General features: G+C 72.7%; 13 protein-coding genes, 1 other RNA gene and 1 pseudogene. 2 read left to right on the top strand and 13 right to left on the bottom strand.

Annotation, left to right across the window (positions count from 1 at the left end; all coding sequences use genetic code 11):
- Positions 1-39: 39 nt before the first annotated feature.
- The 4 genes and pseudogenes from ASD33_RS13245 to ASD33_RS13230 all read right to left on the bottom strand — a co-directional run bounded on the left by ASD33_RS13245 (position 40) and on the right by ASD33_RS13230 (position 6,373).
- A pseudogene (locus ASD33_RS13245) lies at positions 40-2,356 on the bottom strand (UvrD-helicase domain-containing protein).
- Positions 2,357-2,612: 256 nt separating this feature from the next.
- Positions 2,613-3,749 carry a uroporphyrinogen-III synthase gene (locus tag ASD33_RS13240; protein WP_056558184.1) on the bottom strand — a complete coding sequence of 379 codons (1,137 nt, stop codon included), beginning with the start codon at positions 3,747-3,749 and terminating at the stop codon, positions 2,613-2,615.
- 84 nt (positions 3,750-3,833) lie between these two features.
- A complete protein-coding gene (locus tag ASD33_RS13235) occupies positions 3,834-5,213 on the bottom strand; it encodes a nitrate/nitrite transporter (RefSeq protein ID WP_056558182.1) in 1,380 nt (459 codons plus the stop codon).
- Positions 5,214-5,395: 182 nt separating this feature from the next.
- Positions 5,396-6,373 carry a LysR family transcriptional regulator gene (locus ASD33_RS13230; protein ID WP_056558180.1) on the bottom strand — a complete coding sequence of 326 codons (978 nt, stop codon included), beginning with the start codon at positions 6,371-6,373 and terminating at the stop codon, positions 5,396-5,398.
- 83 nt (positions 6,374-6,456) lie between these two features.
- On the opposite strand from ASD33_RS13230, the gene ASD33_RS13225 reads away from it, so the two are divergent.
- On the top strand, positions 6,457-7,800 hold the full coding sequence (locus ASD33_RS13225; protein WP_079044747.1) for an MFS transporter: 1,344 nt from the start codon (positions 6,457-6,459) through the stop codon (positions 7,798-7,800).
- A gap of 63 nt (positions 7,801-7,863) precedes the next feature.
- Here ASD33_RS13225 and ssrA read toward each other — a convergent pair.
- The 5 genes from ssrA to ftsE all read right to left on the bottom strand — a co-directional run bounded on the left by ssrA (position 7,864) and on the right by ftsE (position 11,828).
- Positions 7,864-8,256: a transfer-messenger RNA gene (ssrA, locus tag ASD33_RS33660) on the bottom strand.
- A 120-nt stretch (positions 8,257-8,376) separates the two neighbouring features.
- A complete protein-coding gene (smpB, locus tag ASD33_RS13220) occupies positions 8,377-8,916 on the bottom strand; it encodes an SsrA-binding protein SmpB (protein ID WP_056558178.1) in 540 nt (179 codons plus the stop codon).
- 18 nt (positions 8,917-8,934) lie between these two features.
- A complete protein-coding gene (locus tag ASD33_RS13215) occupies positions 8,935-10,119 on the bottom strand; it encodes a S41 family peptidase (RefSeq protein WP_056558176.1) in 1,185 nt (394 codons plus the stop codon).
- Positions 10,120-10,197: 78 nt separating this feature from the next.
- Positions 10,198-11,115 (bottom strand): permease-like cell division protein FtsX, encoded by a 918-nt coding sequence (ftsX, locus tag ASD33_RS13210; RefSeq protein WP_056558174.1) that lies wholly within the window; start codon positions 11,113-11,115, stop codon positions 10,198-10,200.
- 23 nt (positions 11,116-11,138) lie between these two features.
- The gene (gene ftsE / locus ASD33_RS13205) at positions 11,139-11,828 is read right to left on the bottom strand and encodes a cell division ATP-binding protein FtsE (RefSeq protein ID WP_030692056.1); all 690 of its coding nucleotides are present in this window, start codon (positions 11,826-11,828) and stop codon (positions 11,139-11,141) included.
- Positions 11,829-12,064: 236 nt separating this feature from the next.
- Here ftsE and ASD33_RS13200 point away from each other — a divergent pair, with 236 nt between their 5' ends.
- Entirely contained in the window at positions 12,065-12,247 is a 183-nt protein-coding gene (locus ASD33_RS13200) for a hypothetical protein (RefSeq protein WP_056558172.1), read from the top strand.
- 153 nt (positions 12,248-12,400) lie between these two features.
- Here ASD33_RS13200 and ASD33_RS35460 read toward each other — a convergent pair whose 3' ends face one another.
- The 4 genes from ASD33_RS35460 to ASD33_RS13180 all read right to left on the bottom strand — a co-directional run bounded on the left by ASD33_RS35460 (position 12,401) and on the right by ASD33_RS13180 (position 17,769).
- Entirely contained in the window at positions 12,401-13,114 is a 714-nt protein-coding gene (locus ASD33_RS35460) for an LPXTG cell wall anchor domain-containing protein (protein WP_056558170.1), read from the bottom strand.
- A gap of 381 nt (positions 13,115-13,495) precedes the next feature.
- Positions 13,496-14,599, bottom strand: a complete 1,104-nt coding sequence (prfB, locus tag ASD33_RS13190) for a peptide chain release factor 2 (protein WP_056558169.1) — start codon at positions 14,597-14,599, stop codon at positions 13,496-13,498.
- Between the two features lie 77 nt (positions 14,600-14,676).
- On the bottom strand, positions 14,677-15,915 hold the full coding sequence (locus ASD33_RS13185) for a serine/threonine-protein kinase (protein ID WP_056558167.1): 1,239 nt from the start codon (positions 15,913-15,915) through the stop codon (positions 14,677-14,679).
- A gap of 108 nt (positions 15,916-16,023) precedes the next feature.
- Positions 16,024-17,769 carry a serine/threonine-protein kinase gene (locus ASD33_RS13180; RefSeq protein ID WP_056558165.1) on the bottom strand — a complete coding sequence of 582 codons (1,746 nt, stop codon included), beginning with the start codon at positions 17,767-17,769 and terminating at the stop codon, positions 16,024-16,026.
- Positions 17,770-17,891 lie beyond the last annotated feature (122 nt).

The following is a 17,891-nucleotide window of genomic DNA, read 5'->3' as shown; positions in this document are numbered from 1 at the left end:
CGCTCGATCATCCCCTCGGGCCCGTGGGCCCGGTCCGGGTCAGTCCCTCAGCAGGTCCGGGACCCCCGCCTCGTCCGGCAGGTCCCCGGCCCCCGCGACGACCGTGAGCTGCTGCGTCGCCCGGGTGAGGGCCACGTACAGCACCCGCAGGCCGGCCGGGGACTCGTCCGCGATCTCCGCCGGGGAGACGACCACCGTGGCGTCGTACTCCAGGCCCTTCGCCTCCAGGGAACCGAGCGCCACCACGCGGTCGCCCAGCTCCGCGAGCCAGCGGGCCGCCTCCGCGCGCCGGTTCATGGCGACGACGACGCCCACGGTGCCCTCCACCCGTTCGAGCAGCTGTCGCGCCTCGAAACGTACCGTTTCGGCCAGATCCGCCTTCTCGGGGACCGCCACGAAGCGGGGTTCGACGCCCGTCGAGCGGACCGCGCGCGGCGATTCCTTGCCCGGCATCGCCAGGGCGAGGACCTTCGCGGCCAGCTCGGCGATCTCCGCCGGGTTCCGGTAGTTCACGGTCAGCTCGAAACGGCGGCGCGGCCGGGAGCCGAGGGCCTCGTCGCGGGCCTCGGCGGCCTCGTCCGGGTCCGACCAGGAGGACTGCGCCGGGTCGCCGACGACCGTCCAGGTGGCGTGCCGACCGCGCCGGCCGACCATCCGCCACTGCATGGGCGTGAGGTCCTGCGCCTCGTCGACGATCACGTGCGCGTACTCGGTGCGCTCGGCGGCGAGCCGCTCGGCCCGCTCGCGCTGGGTCTCCTCGCGTACGGGCATCAGCTCCTCCAGGCCCGTGAGCTGGTCCAGCGGGTCGTACTCCCGGCGCTTCTTCGGCCGGGCCGGGGCGCCGACCAGGGTGGTCAGCTCGTCGAGGAGGGCCACGTCGTGGACGGACAGCTCCTTGCGGCGCAGCGAGCGGGCGAGCCGCCGCACCTCGCCCGGGTTGAGGATCCGGCGGGCCCAGCGGCCGAGCCGCCGCTCGTCGGCCATCGCGTCGAGGACCTTGCGCGGGGTGAGCTCGGGCCACCAGGCGTCGAGGAAGCCGAGGAAGGAGTCCTCGGTGGAGACGTCCTCGTCGAAGGAGGAGCGCAGTTCGGCGGCGAGCTCGGGGTCGCTGTGCCGGCCGACCGCGCCCGAGTTGGCGTACAGGGCGTCGAGGAGGAGGCGGCGGGCGCGCGGGCGGAGCAGGTTGACGGGGGCGGTGCCGCCGAGGACGTTGTGGCGGATGCGCCGCAGTTCGTCGTTCTCCAGCTCCAGACGGCGGCCGAAGGCGACGACCCGCAGCCGGGTGGGCGTGCCCGTGGGCGCCGGGGCCTCGTCCTCCTCCCCCAGCTCGGGCTGGTTCCTCGGCGCGGGGGTCTCCAGGGCGCCCCTGGCCGCCTTCCGCAGCACGTGGAGCATGCGGGAGGAGCCCTTGATCCGGGCGACGGCCGGGTCGTCGTACGCGGTGGCCTCGGCGCCGTCGACCAGCGAGCCGACGGCGCGGATCGCGACCTGGCCCTCCTCGCCGAGCGAGGGCAGGACGCCCTCGGTGTACGAGACGAGGAGCGGGGTCGGGGAGACGATCAGGATGCCGCCCGCGTACCGCCGCCGGTCCTGGTAGAGCAGGTAGGCGGCCCGGTGCAGGGCGACGGCGGTCTTGCCGGTGCCGGGGCCGCCCTCCACGTACGTCACGGAGGCGGCGGGCGCCCGGATGACGAGGTCCTGCTCGGCCTGGATGGACGAGACGATGTCCCGCATGGTGTGGCTGCGGGCCTGGCCGAGGGCGGCCATCAGGGCGCCGTCGCCGATGACGGGCAGCTCGCGCCCGTCGAGGGTGGCCCGCAGCTCGGGGCGCATCAGGTCGTCCTCGACGCCGAGGACCTGGCGCCCCTTGGAGCGGATGACCCGGCGGCGTACGACCCGGCCGGGGTCGAAAGGGCGCGGCGGCGGGCGCGCGCCAGTCGATGACCAGCGGCGCGTAGTCGGAGTCGAGGACCCCGATGCGGCCGATGTGGAGGGTCTCCCCGATCTCGGCGGTGCTGTCCGGGCGGACGGCGTCCTCGGCGGGCTCGATCGAGGTGTACGCGCCGTCGGGACCCTTCTTGCCGTCCTTGCCGTACAGCAGGTCGATCCGGCCGAAGAGGAAGTCCTCGAACTCGTTGTTGAGCCGGTTGAGGTGGATGCCGGCCCGGAAGACCTGGGCGTCGCGCTCGGCGAGGGCGCCGGGCGTGCCGACCTGCCCCCGCTGGGCGGCGTCGTTCATCAGGAACTCCGCCTCGTGGATCTTCTCCTCCAGCCGGCGGTAGACGTGATCCAGATGTTCCTGCTCGACACCGATCTCACGGTCTCTGACCGTGTCCACGGCTTCCTGCGCGGCCACCTAAGGCCCCCTTCTGACGTGCACTGGGCAGCCGTCGAGCGTACGCCACCGGGAGGCACCGTGTCAGGCGAGATCACCGTACGGGTGGACGGCGTCCGGAACACCGGGCGGCGGGGCGTCGCGCAGAGGGCACGGGAAGGGGTGGTGACCGGGTCGGCCGCGGTCGGCACGGAGGGGTCGGGGCGGCGTACCGGCAGGGGTGAACCCGCGTGCGGCGAGGACCCGTTGGGGGGCGCGGTCCACGGCTGCGGTTGCCCTAACCCTCCGGCGTCGCGTCCGCCGTCGGGTCCAGGGCCAGCCGGTATCCCCGCTTCACCACCGTCTGGATCAGCTTCGGCGTGCCGAGCGCCGCCCTCAGGCGGGCCATCGCCGTCTCCACCGCGTGCTCGTCGCGGCCCGCGCCGGGCAGCGCGCGCAGCAGGTCGGCCCGGGACACCACCCAGCCGGGTCGGCGGGCGAGCAGCCCGAGGAGGGCCATCCCGGCGGGCGGGACGGGCCGGGGGACGCCGTCGACGAGGACGGCGTGGCCGCGCACCTCCACCCGGTGGCCGGCGACCGGCAGGACCCGGGTGCGGGCGGGCAGTTCCCGGCACAGCAGCTGGACGAGCGGGCCGAGCCGGAAGCGCTCCGGCTGGTGGGTGCCGATGCCCTCGGCCTGGAGCGGGAGCGCCGTCACGGGACCCACGCACACCGCGAGCACCTCGTGCCGCAGGGCGTCGACGAGCGGGGCGCGTACGCCCTTCTCCTCGGCCCGGGAGAGCAGCGAGGCGGCGGCGGGGGCACTGGTGAAGGTGACGGCGTCCACGCCCCCGGCGAGGACCGCGTCGAGGAGCCGGTCGAGCGGCCCGGTGTCCTCGGGCGGCATCCAGCGGTAGACGGGGACGCCGACGACCTCGGCCCCGGCCGCCGTCAGCGCCTCCACGAAGCCGGGCAGCGGCTCCCCGTGCAGCTGGAGGGCGATCCGGCGGCCGGCGACCCCTTCGCCGAGGAGCCGGTCGAGGACCTCGGCCATGGACTCCGAGCCGGGCGACCAGGACTCGGTGAGTCCGGCGGCCCGTACGGCTCCCTTGACCTTGGGTCCCCGGGCGAGGAGTTCCACGTCCCGCAGGACGGCGAGGAGTTCCTGCCCGTGTCCCCAGCCCTCGGCGGCCTCGACCCAGCCCCGGAAGCCGATCGCCGTGGTGGCGACGACGACGTCCGGGGCGTGGCCGATGAGTTCCTTGGTGGCCGCGAGGAGTTCGGTGTCGTCGGCCAGCGGGACGATCCGCAGGGCGGGACCGTGGACGACGGCGGCGCCGCGCCGGTGGAGCAGCGCGATGAGTTCGTCCGCGCGTCGCGCCGCGGTGACGCCGACCGTGAAGCCGGCGAGGGGGCCGTGTTCTTGCTCGTCCATGGGGACCGAGCCTGACGGGGACGCGTGACGGATTCGGTTCGCCCGTATTTCCTGGTCGTTACGGTCCGCGCCGGGCACCGGTGATCACACCCGGGCGGAGACGGGACGGGGCTCCGGCCCGGCGACGGCTCCGCCGTCCTCGGGGATCGTGGAGGGGACGGTGGAGGGGACGCCGACGGGGCGGCGAAGGTATACCGCCCAGGTGACGGCCATGCAGGCCGCGTAGAAGACCAGGAAGGCGACGAAGGCGGCCGTCCCGGTGCCGGCGGTCCGGAAGGACTCGCGGAAGGCGAGGTTGATGCCGAGGCCGCCGAGCGCGCCGACCGCCCCGATGAGGCCCATGGCGGCCCCCGAGAGGCGGCGCCCGTAGGCCTCCGCGGCCTCGCCCGAGAGGCCCTCGCGGTGCCCCTGGGCGAGGAAGATCGCCGGGATCATCTTGTACGTGGAGCCGTTGCCGAGGCCGCTGAGGACGAAGAGTCCGATGAAGCCGACGAGGAAGACGGTGAGGGATTCGATCACGGAGGCGTAGATCACCACGCCGGTCGCGGCGGCCATCGCGGCGAAGGTCCCCAGGGTGATGCGGGCGCCGCCGTGCCGGTCGGCGAGGGAGCCGCCGACCGGGCGGACCAGGGAGCCGAGCAGCGGGCCGATGAAGGTGAGCGAGGCGGCCTGCAGCGGGGTGCGCCCGAACTGGGTCTGGAGGACGAGCCCGAAGGCGAAGCTGTAGCCGATGAAGGAGCCGAAGGTGCCGATGTAGAGGAAGGCCATGATCCAGGTGTGGCGGTCCCGCACGGCGTCCTTCGCGGCCCCCGTGTCGTTCCTGACGGGGGCGAGGTTGTCCATGAAGAGCGCGGCGCAGACGGCGGCGACCACGATCAGGGGGAGGTAGACGCCGAGCACGATCCTCGGGTGCATCGCCCCGGCGGTACCGATGACGAGGAGGCCGACGAGCTGGACGACGGGGACGCCGATGTTGCCGCCGCCCGCGTTGAGACCGAGCGCCCAGCCCTTCTTCCGCAGCGGGAAGAAGGCGTTGATGTTGGTCATCGAGGAGGCGAAGTTGCCGCCGCCGATGCCGGTGAGGGCGGCGACCAGGACGAAGGTGCCGTACGAGGTGCCGGGCTCGGTCACCGCGAAGGCGAAGCCGGTGGGCAGCAGGAGCAGCAGGGCGCTGAGGACCGTCCAGTTGCGGCCGCCGAAGCGGGCGACGGCGAAGGTGTACGGGATGCGGATCAGCGCGCCGACGAAGGTCGCGGTCCCGATCAGGAAGAACTTGCCGGCCGGGTCGATGCCGTACTGCGGGCCCATGAAGAGCACCATGACCGACCAGAGGCTCCAGACGGAGAAGCCGATGTGCTCGGAGAACACGGAGAAGAGCAGGTTCCGCCGCGCGGTCCGCTCCCCCGTCTCGCGCCAGAAGGTCTCGTCCTCCGGCTCCCACCGTTCGATCCACCGGCCGCCCATGTCGTACCTCCGCGGGTGTCGGGTCCCGGGGCGTCCACAGCCCGGATCCACCTGCCACCGACGCTAGGGAGGCCGCGTTTCGCGCCGGTGCCGCGAGGTGACGGCGGCGGAACCTTGCTCTCACCCGGGGCGCGGGGGGCCTGTGAGCGGGGCTCGGCGGCGGCGAGGGGCCCACTCCCCCGTTACGGGATCCCCGGCTCGCCCTCCGGGAGCCAGGAGCCCGGCGGGCGTTCCAGCCAGCCCTCCGCCGCGCCGATCTCCGCGGCGGCGGCCCGCAGCGCGTCCAGACCGGGGTGGCGCAGCCCCTTGCGCCACACCAGGCTCACCGGTGACAGCGGTACGGGGTCGACGAGCGGGCGCAGCACACAGTTCGGCATGGGCGGGAAGTCGACGGCTGCGAGCACCGGGTGGCGGTGCTTGGCCATGATGCGGCGGAACTCCTCCTTGCCGACCGCGAGCGGCGCGGGCGGGGCGACCTCGATGCCGCGTCCGGCGAAGAGCCGGGCGGCGAGGTCGGTCCACTCGGGCGTGCGCTCGTTCCCGGCGCCCGCGTAGATCCGTTCCCCGGCGAGGGCGGCGAGCGGCACCTCGGGCAGCCGGGCGAGCGGGTGGTCCTCGGGCAGGATCACGGCCATCCGCTCGTACCGCACGAACTGTGCGTCGAGCCGCGCCCGCAGTCCCGCGTCGAGCCCTCCGTAGCGGCCGAAGGAGGCGTCGAGGCGTCCGGCGACGATCTCCCGTACGGCGCCGGTGAGTCCGCTCTCGTAGCGGGCCATCAGCTCCTGGTCCGGGGCGAGTTCACGGGCCCGGGACAGAACGTCCTCCTGCGCGAGGCCGGGGCTGTTGAGGTCGACGAGGAGGGGCCGGGGCGCGGCCCGGAAGGCCTCGGCCAGCTCGTCGTGGGCTGCCAGCACCCGTCGCGCGTACGGGAGGAGGCGTTCGCCCTCGGGGGTGAGGGTGACCTGCCGGGTGGTCCGTACGAACAGTTCGGCGCCCACCTCGCGCTCCAGGCGCCGGATGTCGCGGCTGAGGGCCTGCTGGGCGACGTAGAGGCGGGCGGCGGCGCGGGTGAAGTGCAGCTCCTCGGCGACGGCGGTGAACGCGCGCAGGAGGCGGGGGTCGAGGTCACGCGGGGCGGGTGGGACGGTCGGGAGGGCCACCGGCGCATTTAACAACACAGACGCGTGAATGACCACCGAACAGGTGTTGGACCCCGGGCGCCCGCTCCCCCGAATCTTGGTCCATGCCGCAACCGGATCTCACCCTGACCCCGGCGGGCCCGGCCCTGGCCCCCCGCTACCGCGAGAGCGACCGCCCGTCCCCCGCCACCACCACGGCCACCCCCAAGACGCGCCTCACCGACGCCGTCACCCCGGCCCCCGGCCCCGTCCCCACCCCCCGCAACCCCTACCTCCGCCTCTTCGCCCTCCCCGGCACCCGCGCCTTCACCGCCGGCAATCTGATCGCCCGGCTCCCCATGGGCATGTTCGGCGTCAGCGCCGTGATCATGATCGCGGCGGCGTACGACTCGTACGCCCTCGCCGGCGCGGTCACCGCCACCGGCATGGCCGCCGGGGCGCTCACCGCCCCCTGGATCGCCCGGCTCGTCGACCGGTACGGCCAGGCCCGGATCGCGGTCCCGGCCACCGCGTACGCGGTCCTCGGCCATCTCGTCCTGCTGCTCTGCGTCCACGAGCGGACACCGGTCTGGGCGCTGTTCGTCACGACCGCGCTGACCGCCACCGCTCCCAACACCGGCGGCATGTCCCGGGCCCGCTGGGCGCATCTGCTGCGCGGCGACCCGGACGCCCTGCACACCGCCAACGCCTTCGAGCAGGCCGCCGACGAGCTCTGTTACATGCTCGGCCCGGTGATCGCCGCGTTCCTCTGCTCGGTGCTCTTCCCGGAGGCCGGCACCCTCACCGCCGCCGTCCTCTTCCTCGGCGGGGTCCTGCTCTTCACCGCCCAGCGGGCCACCGAGCCGCCGATCGCCCCGCGCGCCGCCACCGGCTCCCCGCTGCGGGTCCCCGGCATGGTCCCGCTCATGACCGTCTTCCTCGCGACCGGGGCGGTCTTCGGCTCCATGGAGGTGGTGGCGCTCGCGTTCGTGGACGGCCCCGTCGCCGGCCCGGTGCTCGCCCTCCAGGCCGCCGGCTCCGGCGCGGCGGGCCTGCTCTACGGCCGCGCGCGCCGCACCGCCCGCCTCCGCACGTGCCTGGCGGCGATGGCCGTCCTGATGACCGTGCCGCTGCTCGGCGCCTCCACGGGCTCGCTGCTCGCGCTGGCCGCCGGACTCCTGGTGGCGGGCATGGCGACGGCGCCGACGATGGTGACGGGCATGGGCCTGGTCCAGCGGCTGACCCCGCCCTCGCAGCTCAACGAGGGGATGACGCTGGCCGTGACCGCGCTCCTCGGCGGCATCGCGATCGGCTCGGCGACCGGCGGCTGGGCCGCCGACCACGCGCCCTTCGCCGCCTTCGGCTTCCTCGTACCGGCCGCCGCGGCGGCGCTGGCCCTGGCGCTGTGCGCGGTGACCGGGGTGGGTGGCCGCGGCCCCGGCATGACAAAGGCCCGGCGGTCGTCGTGACGACTGCCGGGCCTCGGCCCACATGGGATGAGGTGTCCGGGAGGGCGGGCCCCCTCGGACGCTCGGTGGAGATGGCGGGAATCGAACCCGCGTCCAACGGTACGGAAACAGAGCTTCTCCGTGTGCAGTCCGCTACGAGTTTCTCAGCCCCGGAGATCACGCGGACAAGTCTCCGACGGGCTCAGTCACTGTTTGGTTTCCCCCTCACCCCCGTGACCGAGGTGAGAGGTTTAGATCCCTTAATGACGCCAGGATCCGGGTCGGGACCACCCCCGGGCTGACGCTCCTCACAGAGGCTTCTTGTCGTTACCTAAAATTAGGCAGCGAGGGCGAAGCGGGAGTTATCGCTCTTGGAGTTGGCGATTATTGGTTGCGACATATGGTTTACGAGATCATTGCCGCTTCCTCGACACGCTTCCTCTGCATCGGTATCCGCTGTCGAAACCGATCATCCCCATGTTGTTTTTTCAAAAGCCGCACCCGCTGTGAGGTGCGAGACCCATCGTACGTGACCGACGGGCGCTGTCGCCAGCGTATTACCCGCTGCCGCGCCGCCGGGCGGCCCGGGCCGCCCCGCTAGCCGATCTTGGCCGCCCGCTGCCTCCGCTTGGCCGCCGCGATGGCCCGGTTCGTCTCCCGGGTGTCCTGCTGCTCGCGCAGGGTCTGCCGCTTGTCGAACTCCTTCTTGCCCTTGGCGAGCGCGATCTCGACCTTGACCCGGCCGTTCAGGAAGTACAGGGCGAGGGGCACGATCGTGTGACCCGTCTCCTGCGACTTCGCCTCCAGCTTGTCGATCTCCTCGCGGTGCAGCAGCAGCTTGCGCTTCCGCTTCGCCGAGTGGTTGGTCCAGCTGCCCTGCATGTACTCGGGCACATGGATGTTGTGCAGCCACGCCTCGTGGCGGTCGATCTGCACGAAGCCGTCGACCAGCGAGGCACGGCCCATCCGCAGCGACTTCACCTCGGTGCCCATGAGCACCAGACCGCACTCGTAGGTGTCGACGATGTGATAGTCGTGGCGCGCCTTCTTGTTCTGCGCGATCAGCTTGCGCTCGGGCGCCTTGTCCTGGTTCTTCTTCGCAGGCTTGCCCTGCACGTTCACGAGTCCCTTTGCCATAGTGCGCTCATTTTCGCACTACGAGCCCCCTCCGAGGCCACTCAATACCGTTCTCGCCCGATCCTCGGCCCGTTCCCCCGCCGCCAGGTCCGGCATGATCCCCCGCCCGTCCACGGCATGACCGGCCGGAGTCCGGTAGTGGCCGACGGTCAGCTCGGCCACCGAGCCGTCCGGCAGCGCGCTCGGCATCTGCACCGAGCCCTTGCCGAAGGTGCGCGAACCGACCGTGACCGCCCGGCCCCGGTCCTGGAGGGCCCCGGTGAGCAGCTCGGCCGCGCTCATCGTGCCCCCGTCGATCAGCGCCACCAGGGGCCTGGCGGTGTCGCCGCCGCCCTCCGCGTACACCGCCCGCTGCTCGCCCTCCACGTCGTACGTGGCCACCAGGCCGCCGTCGAGGAAGGCGGAGGCGGCCACGGCGGCCTCCGAGACCAGGCCGCCCGCGTTGCCGCGCAGGTCGAGCAGGACGCCGGCGCCGGCCGGGGCGGCCCGTACCGCGTCACGCACGCGCGTGCCCGCGCCCTTGGTGAAGGCGGCGACCCGGATCATCAGGGTCCCGTCGTCGAGCCGGCTCACGGTCACCGGTTCCGTCGCGACCCGGGCCCGGTGCAGCGTCTGCGTCCAGGTGGCGCGGCCGCGCTCCACCCGGAGGGTCACGGCCGAGCCCTCCACGCCCCCGCCGCGGAGCAGGGAGACGACCTCGGAGACGGAGAGCCCGTCGACCGGGCGTCCGTCGACGGAGACGAGCCGGTCGCCGGTCCGGAGCCCGGCCCGCTCGGCGGGGCTCCCGGCCCGTACCCGGGTCACCCGGACCCGGCCCGCGTCGGCCCGGCCGGCGGAGAGCCCGACGCCCGTGTAGGCGCCGTCGAGGGCCTGCTCGAACTCGGCGTACTCCTTCTTGTCGTACACCGCGCCCCAGCGGTCGCCGCTGCGGCTGACGAACTCCTCGGCGGCCTTCTTGCCCGACTTCCCGTCGGCCATGGCCGCGGCGGCGGCCCGGCTGAGCGCGGCGCCGTCGACGGTCGCGCCGTCCGCCCCGCCCGTGGCGTTCCCGGACGCCCCGGCCTGCTTCGCCGCGGCCTCCTGCCGGGGCAGCGACCCGGTGGCGGCTGCGGTGGCGAGGACACCGGTGAAGAGCAACGTCAGAACGGCCCCACGGAGCACTCCGCGGGGCCGGAGACAGAGAAGGTCGGTGCCGGTCGGCATGGCGCCCACTCTAGGACAAACGAAAGGCGCCGCACGGACTTTGGCCGTACGACGCCCTCCGCCGTCAGTGGTGTCTTCTCACACCTTCAAATACTTGCGCAGCGCGATGAACGCCGCCACGGCGGGCATCAGCAGGCCGATGGCGATCACCAGCGGCAGCTTGGCGAGGACCGCGTCCCAGCCGATGAAGTTGACCAGCTGCATCTTCTCCGCGAGGGCGATGCCGTGGTCGATCAGGAAGTACCGGCCGACGAGCAGCATCACGCAGGCGACACCGCCACCGAGGAGTCCGGCGAAGGCGGCCTCCATGATGAACGGCATCTGGATGTAGAAGCTGGAGGCGCCGACGAGCCGCATGATGCCCGTCTCGCGGCGGCGGCTGAAGGCCGAGACGCGGACGGTGTTGACGATCAGCATCAGCGCGATGACCAGCATCAGACCCATGACGCAGAGGGCGGCGATGTTCATGCCGTTCATCAGGTCGAAGAGGTTCTGCAGGATGTTCCGCTGGTCCTGGACCGACTCGACGCCGTCCCGGCCCGCGAAGGCCGTGGCGACCACCTTGTACTTCTCCGGGTCGGTGAGCTTGACCCGGAACGACTCCTGCATCTGGTCCGGCGTGATGACGGAGGCGATGGCGGTGTCGCTGTACTGCTCCTTGTAGTGCTTGAAGGCCTCGTCGGCGGACTCGTGGTGGACGTCCTCCACGATGTCCATCTTCTTGAGGTCGGCCTCGATCTGCTCCTTCTGCTGCGCCGTGACCGCGCCCTTGGCGCACTTGGGCGCGGTGGCGGCGTCGGTCTTGTTGCAGAGGAAGATCGAGACGTTGACCTTGTCGTACCAGTAGTCCTTCATCGTGCTGACCTGCTCGCGCATGAGCAGCGCGCCGCCGAAGAGGGCGAGCGAAAGGGCCACGGAGACGATGACGGCGAAGGTCATCGTGAGATTGCGCCGGAGACCGACACCGATCTCGGAGAGCACGAACTGAGCGCGCATGGTGTGTTCTGTCCCCTAGCTGCTCAGTGCTGGTATCCGTAGACGCCGCGCGCCTGGTCTCGGACGAGGCGGCCCTTCTCCAGCTCGATGACGCGCTTGCGCATCTGGTCGACGATGTTCTGGTCGTGGGTCGCCATGACGACGGTGGTCCCTGTCCTGTTGATGCGGTCGAGCAGCTTCATGATGCCGACGGAGGTCTGCGGGTCGAGGTTGCCGGTGGGCTCGTCGGCGATCAGCAGCATCGGGCGGTTGACGAAGGCGCGGGCGATGGCCACGCGCTGCTGCTCACCGCCGGACAGCTCGCCGGGCATCCGGTCCTCCTTGCCGCCGAGGCCCACCAGGTCGAGCACCTGCGGAACGGCCTTGCGGATCTCGCCGCGCGGCTTGCCGATGACTTCCTGGGCGAAGGCCACGTTCTCCGCGACGGTCTTGTTGGGCAGCAGGCGGAAGTCCTGGAAGACGGTGCCCAGCTGACGCCGCATCTGCGGCACCTTCCAGTTGGAGAGCCGGGCCAGGTCCTTGCCGAGGACGTGCACCTGGCCCTGGCTGGCACGCTCCTCACGCAGGAGCAGTCGCAGGAAAGTCGACTTTCCGGAGCCGGAGGAACCGACGAGGAAGACGAACTCCCCCTTCTCGATCTCCAGGGAGACATCCCGGAGGGCGGGGCGGCTCTGCTTCGGATAGGACTTGGAGACGTTGTCGAATCGGATCACGGATGCACCACGGTCGGCCGGGAGTAGGTGTGCGTGACCTTACGCGAACGGGGAAGGCCTGCGCAGTCGCGGTCCTGGCTTGCGCCGTTTATCCTTTTCGCCCTCGGGGGTGGAACCGGGGCGTTCCGGCGAGGCGCGCCGAAACGCCCCCGAGCTGGCAGAGTGGTAGGGGGAACGTCCGGGCCGCTCCGGGCGTTGTCCCGGTGTGTAGTCCAGTGCGGTGAGGAGGAGAGCGCATGACCTACGACCGACTGGTGTGCGCCAACTGCGCGGCCCCGGTCGCCGAGGGCCGCTGCCCCGTCTGCCGCGCGAACCGGGAGCGTCTGACCCCCCAGGGTCCGTCGCCCGCGATGCTGCTGACGCTCGCGATCGCCCTGCTGGCCGCCCTCGCCCTGCTCGCGGCGGTCCGCACGGTCTAGCGGGACCGCGGTGCGGTCCGGCGGGACAGTGCGGCCCGGCGCGCGGGCCCGCACGAGCCGGAGAGACATGACGAAGGGCCGGGGAGGAGTCCCCGGCCCTTCGTCGTGCGCCCGTACGTCAGGTGCCGTACGTCATGCGCTCACGCGGTTCGTTCAGGCGGCGGTACGGCCACCGGCGACGAGACGCGGGAGCATGCGGAAGCCGATGCCGCCGGCGATCATGGTCGCGGCGCCGATGAGCAGGAACGAGGTCTCGGCGGCGCCGGTCTCGGCGAGCTCCTCCTTGGCCGTGCCCTGCTGCACCGGCTGGGAGCCGGCGTTGTCGGTGTCGGTGTTGCTGTTGCCGGTGTCGACGCACTCGGCGCCGTCGAGGTCGACGGTGCAGGTGCCGGGGTCACCGGCGTCGGTGTTGCCGCCGTCCTCGTCCGGGGTGACGGGCGAGTCCGTCTGGCCGGGGCCGGTCGTCGCGGTCGGCTTGGGGCCCTTGGTGGGCTCCTTCGTCGGCTCCGTGGTCGGCTCGGTGGTGGGCTCCGTGGTGGGAGGCTCCGTCGTCGGCTCCGTGGTGGGCGGCTCCGTCGTGGGCTCCGTGGTCGGAGGCTCGGTGGTGGGCTCCGTGGTCGGGGGCTCCGTCGTCGGCTCCGTGGTGGGCGGCTCCGTCGTGGGCTCCGTGGTCGGAGGCTCGGTGGTGGGCGGCGGCGTCGTCTCGCAGCCGGTGCCACCGGGCATGCAGGTGTCACTCGGGCTGGGAAGCTCGTCGCCGAAGGCGCCCACGGCCTGCGCCGCACCCGCCGCGGTGAGCGACGCACCGGCGGCGATCACCGCACCGGCGGCGATGCGCGCGATCCGGACTCGCATCTGCTTGGTCATCTGGCTGCTACCCCCAGTAGCTCATCTCGTCATGGGGCAGCGCTCGGGGCACGCGACAGGAGCGGCACCCGCGGTACTGGGCCGGCCCCCGTTCGCACGCGCCCCAGAAATGCGCATGCCAGTACGCCACCCTTCCGAGTTTCCGATGCAGCGTCAAGGTCGTTGCGCGTGCGATGCCCGAAAGATCACGGAGTACCCCACATACGACGATGCAACTGTGACGTAAACCCAGAACTCCGGGCCCCACCACAGCAGTTCCCTTGTCGACAAAGCGCCCCGACCACCCCGAATCCGCTTGCGTCAGCGAATCCGCGCGACCCGGCCGAACGCCGCCGGGCCCCGCACCGAGAGGTGCGGGGCCCGGACGGAACGACCGTGGGACTACTTGTCCTGCTGCTTGCGCCAGCGGATGCCGGCCTCCAGGAAGCCGTCGATCTCGCCGTCCAGGACGGCCTGCGGGTTGCCGACCTCGAACTCCGTACGGAGGTCCTTGACCATCTGGTACGGGTGGAGGACGTACGAGCGCATCTGGTTGCCCCAGGAGCTGCCGCTGTCCTTGAGGGCGTCCATCCTGGCCCGCTCCTCCTGGCGCTGGCGCTCCAGGAGCTTGGCCTGGAGGACGTTCATGGCGCTCGCCTTGTTCTGGATCTGCGAGCGCTCGTTCTGGCAGGAGACGACGATGCCGGTCGGGAGGTGCGTGATGCGCACGGCCGAGTCGGTGGTGTTGACGCCCTGACCGCCGGGGCCCGACGCGCGGTAGACGTCGACGCGCAGCTCGGACTCGTCGATCTCGACGTGGTCGGAGGACTCGACGACCGGCAGGATCTCGACGCCGGCGAAGGAGGTCTGGCGACGCCCCTGGTTGTCGAAGGGCGAGATGCGGACCAGGCGGTGGGTGCCCTGCTCGACGGAGAGCGTGCCGTAGGCGTACGGGGCCTTCACGACGAAGGTGGTGGACTTGATGCCCGCCTCCTCCGCGTACGAGGTCTCGTAGATCTCGGTCGAGTAGCCGTGGCGCTCCGCCCAGCGCAGGTACATGCGCTGGAGCCGCTCGGCGAAGTCGGAGGCGTCGACGCCGCCGGCCTCGGCCCGGATGTTGACCAGGGCCTCGCGCTCGTCGTACTCGCCGGAGAGGAGGGTACGGACCTCCATCTCGTCGAGGGCCTTGCGGACGGAGACGAGCTCCGTCTCGGCCTCGGCGAGGGTGTCCGGGTCGTCCATCTCCTCCGCGAGCTCGAAGAGCACCGCGAGGTCGTCGATGCGGCCGCGCAGGGTCTCGGCCTTGCGGACCTCGGCCTGGAGGTGCGAAAGCTTGCTCGTGATCTTCTGCGCCGCCTCCGGGTCGTCCCACAGGGACGGGGCCGCGGCCTGCTCTTCGAGCACGGCGATGTCGGCCCTCAGCTTCTCGAGGTCCAGGACGGCCTCGATCGACCCCATGGTCGAGGAGAGGGACTTCAGCTCTTCGGATACATCGACGACTGCCACGCGTCCAGCGTAACGGCTCCGGGCCTGGAGCCGAACCTTTGGCCATGAGGGGGGCCGTGAGGGGCCCGTGACGCGTGCTACGGCCGGGAGGACTGCTTCGGGTCCTGCGGCGGCGCGTCCGCGTCCCCGGAGACCGCGAGGTAACCGCCCACGCCGAGCGCGCCGGCCACGACGACCGCCGCGACGCCGAGGGTGATCCGTCTCTTGCGGACCGCGCCCGCCTTGTGGCGGGCCGAGCCGGGGCGCCGGGCCCCCGCGGGGCGCGGGGCGCGGGCGGTGCCGAGGGGTCCGCCGGACAGTTCGTCGGGCGCGGGCACCCGCATCGAGGTGTGGGTGTCGCGGTTGGAGTCGGCGGAGGCGCCGGGGACCAGCGGGACGGCGGCCCGGCGCGGGCCGGGCTCGCCGCTCCCCGTGCCGGTGGCGTAGGTGTCCTCCTCGTACGGCTCCGGCGCCGGTTCCGCGTCCGGCTCGTCCACGTCGAGCGGCGGGATGCCCTTGAGCAGCGGCAGCACGTCCTTGAGGCGGGCGGCCAGTTCGGAGGCGCGCAGCCGGGAGGCCGGGGCCTTCGCGAGGCACTGCACGATCAGCTGCCACAGCTCCTCGGGGATGCCGGGCAGCGGGACGACGGTCTCGGTGACGTGGCGGCGCAGGACGGCGCCGGGGTGGCCGCCGCCGAACGGGGTGAAGCCGGCGAGGAGCTCGTAGAGGACGGTCGCGAGCGCGTAGATGTCGACGGCGGCGCGCGGCGGGAGGCCCTCGACGATCTCGGGGGCGAGGTAGTCGGGGGTGCCGATGATCCGGGTGGCCTTGGTGCGGCCGGGGGTGTCGATCAGCTTGGCGACGCCGAAGTCGGTGAGGAGCGCGGGGTGGGCGCCGCCGGGTCCGAGCGGGCCCTCCATGTCGAGCAGGATGTTCTCCGGCTTGACGTCCCGGTGGACGACCCCGGCGGCGTGCGCCGCGGCGAGGGCGTCGGCGACGTCCGCGACGATCGCGACGGCCGCCTCGGGGGCGAGGCGCCGCTCCCGGTCGAGCCGGGTGCGCAGGTCCGTGCCGCGGACCAGGTCCATGACGAGGGCCAGGTCGTTGCCGTCGACGACGAGGTCGCGGACCTTGACCACCCGGGGGTGGTCGAGGCCGAGCAGGGCGGTCCGTTCCTGGACGAAGCGGCCGACGAGTTCCTGGTCGGAGGCCAGGTCCTCGCGCAGCAGTTTGACGGCGACGGGCCCCTCGGGGCCCTCGCCGAGCCACACCGTTCCGGCGCTGCCCCGCCCGAGGATCTGGTGGGTGGTGTAGCGGCTGCCGATGTTCCGTGCCAAGACTGCTCCCTCAGCGGCTGCGGTTCGCGTGCAAAGTTACGCGTCCACGGCCGCCGGACGTCACTTCCGAGGGGAATTCACCCCTCGGAAGTCGATAAATCGGCAGTATTACTGTCCCGTACCGCCGGTAGTACCCCCGGAACCGGTCGCTTCGCCGATCGAGGAGATCCAGTCGGTCACGGTCGTGATGCCGTCGCCGATGGCCTCCCAGTAGCCCTTGCCCTGGGCGACCCAGTCCTGGAGCGGGGTCAGTTCCCAGACGAGCCAGCCCGCGACCACGAACAGGACGATCATGATCAGGCAGCCCTTGAGGCAGCCGAGGCCGGGGATCCGCACGGGGTTGGCGCTGCGCTGACGCGGCGGGCGCGGCTCGCGCGGCGCCGGGGCCTGGGGCGGCGGCTGCGGCGGGGTGTACTGCTGCTGGGGCGCCGCGTACTGCTGGGGCGGGGGCGGCGGGGCGTACTGCTGCGGCTGGTGCTGCGGCGGGTACGGCTGGGGCGCGGGTCGCTGCTGGGCCGGGCGCTGCTGCTGGTACTGCTGCGGCTGCTGCTGACCGTGCTGCTGCTGCCCGTACGCGCCGGGCTGCTGGTGGTTCTGCGGCGGCTGCTGCGGCTGGCGCTGCGGGCGCCTGCGCAGCGGGTCCTCGCTCGGGTCCAGGTACTGGACCTGCGTCTGCTCGTTGCGGTCGCGGGCCGCGCGCAGCTGGCTCTGCCAGGGGTGCGGTTCCTCGGACGCCGCGCCCTGCGGGGGGCCCGGCGGTACGGGGGGCATGACGGCCGTCGGGTCGGCGCCGGCCATGGGGCCGCCGGCCGGCAGGACGCTGGTCGCGCCGGCGGGGTCGTACTGCGGCGGCATCCCCGCGGCGGCGGCGCCGGTGGGCAGCACCTGGGTGGGGTCGGCCGCGCCCGGGGCCTGCTCCGGGGTCCCGGGGACCGGCGCGGGCGCCGGGTCGGGGGCGAGGAGGGCTCCGACGCCCTCCGCCGCCTCGATCTGGGCGGGAGTCGCGTGCACGCCGATGCCCGCGGCGACCGTGCGCAGCCCGCGCGCGAGGTTCTCCGCGCTCGGCCGCCGGTCGGGGTCCTTGCTGAGGCAGCGCTCTATGACCGTCCACAGGGGTCCGGGCACGGTCGAGGGGCGGCGGGGCTCCTCGCTGAGGTGCCGGTGCAGCACTTCGAGGGCGGTGCCGCCGGCGAACGGGGGGCGGCCGGTGACCAGCTCGTAGAGCAGGATGCCCGCGCCGTAGATGTCGACGGCGGAGGTCTGCGGGCGGCCCTCGGCGGACTCGGGCGCCACGTACGCGGGCGTGCCGACGAACTCGTGGGTGCGGGTCAGGCCCGGGGAGTCCGCGAGGCGCGCGATGCCGAAGTCCGTCAGCATCGGGTGCATCTGGCCGCCCTGCTCGGCGAGCAGCACGTTGGCCGGCTTCAGGTCGCGGTGGACGACGCCGTCGGCGTGGCTGGCGGCGAGCGCGTCGGCGATCTGCGCGGTCAGGAGGGCGGCGGCGACCGGGGTGAGCGGTCCGCTCTCCCGGATGTACCGGTGCAGGTCGGGGCCCTCGACGAGGTCCATGACGAGGGCGAGGACATCGCCCTCGACGACCAGGTCGCGGGTGCGCACGATGTTCGGGTGGGTCAGCCGGAGCAGCACGGACCGCTCGCGCAGGAAGCGCATCACGATGTCCGCGTCGTTGGCCAGCTCCTCCTTGAGGACCTTGATCGCGACGGTCTCGCCGGGCTGGCCGGCCACGGCCGCCTCGGCGCCCGCCGTCTCCCGCTGGCGGGCTCGCCAGACGGTGCCCGTGGCGCCGCGGCCGAGCGGCTCCTCGAGCAGGTACTTGCTGCCGATAGGCCGCACGTCACGCGCTCCCTGCTGATCGTGGTCCTGGGGTGTACCGGAGGTGTTCCCTGGGTCCCTGTCCTCTGTTGTGACCCGTCCGGGTGTCCGACCCACTTTAGTGCCGCCGAACGGGGTACAGG

This window comes from Streptomyces sp. Root1304 (assembly GCF_001426405.1).
GTDB lineage: Bacteria > Actinomycetota > Actinomycetes > Streptomycetales > Streptomycetaceae > Streptomyces.
Note: the sequence above shows the minus strand (reverse complement) of the source record. Positions and strands in the feature narration are given on the sequence as shown.

Bases quoted from the DNA above. Each gene is read 5' to 3' on its own strand.
- ASD33_RS13240 (WP_056558184.1), bottom strand. From the start codon at position 3,749: ATGGACGAGCAAGAACACGGCCCCCTCGCCGGCTTCACGGTCGGCGTC.
- ASD33_RS13235 (WP_056558182.1), bottom strand. From the start codon at position 5,213: ATGGGCGGCCGGTGGATCGAACGGTGGGAGCCGGAGGACGAGACCTTC.
- ASD33_RS13225 (WP_079044747.1), top strand. From the start codon at position 6,457: ATGCCGCAACCGGATCTCACCCTGACCCCGGCGGGCCCGGCCCTGGCC.
- smpB (WP_056558178.1), bottom strand. From the start codon at position 8,916: ATGGCAAAGGGACTCGTGAACGTGCAGGGCAAGCCTGCGAAGAAGAAC.
- ASD33_RS13215 (WP_056558176.1), bottom strand. From the start codon at position 10,119: ATGCCGACCGGCACCGACCTTCTCTGTCTCCGGCCCCGCGGAGTGCTC.
- ftsX (WP_056558174.1), bottom strand. From the start codon at position 11,115: ATGCGCGCTCAGTTCGTGCTCTCCGAGATCGGTGTCGGTCTCCGGCGC.
- ASD33_RS13200 (WP_056558172.1), top strand. From the start codon at position 12,065: ATGACCTACGACCGACTGGTGTGCGCCAACTGCGCGGCCCCGGTCGCC.
- ASD33_RS35460 (WP_056558170.1), bottom strand. From the start codon at position 13,114: ATGACCAAGCAGATGCGAGTCCGGATCGCGCGCATCGCCGCCGGTGCG.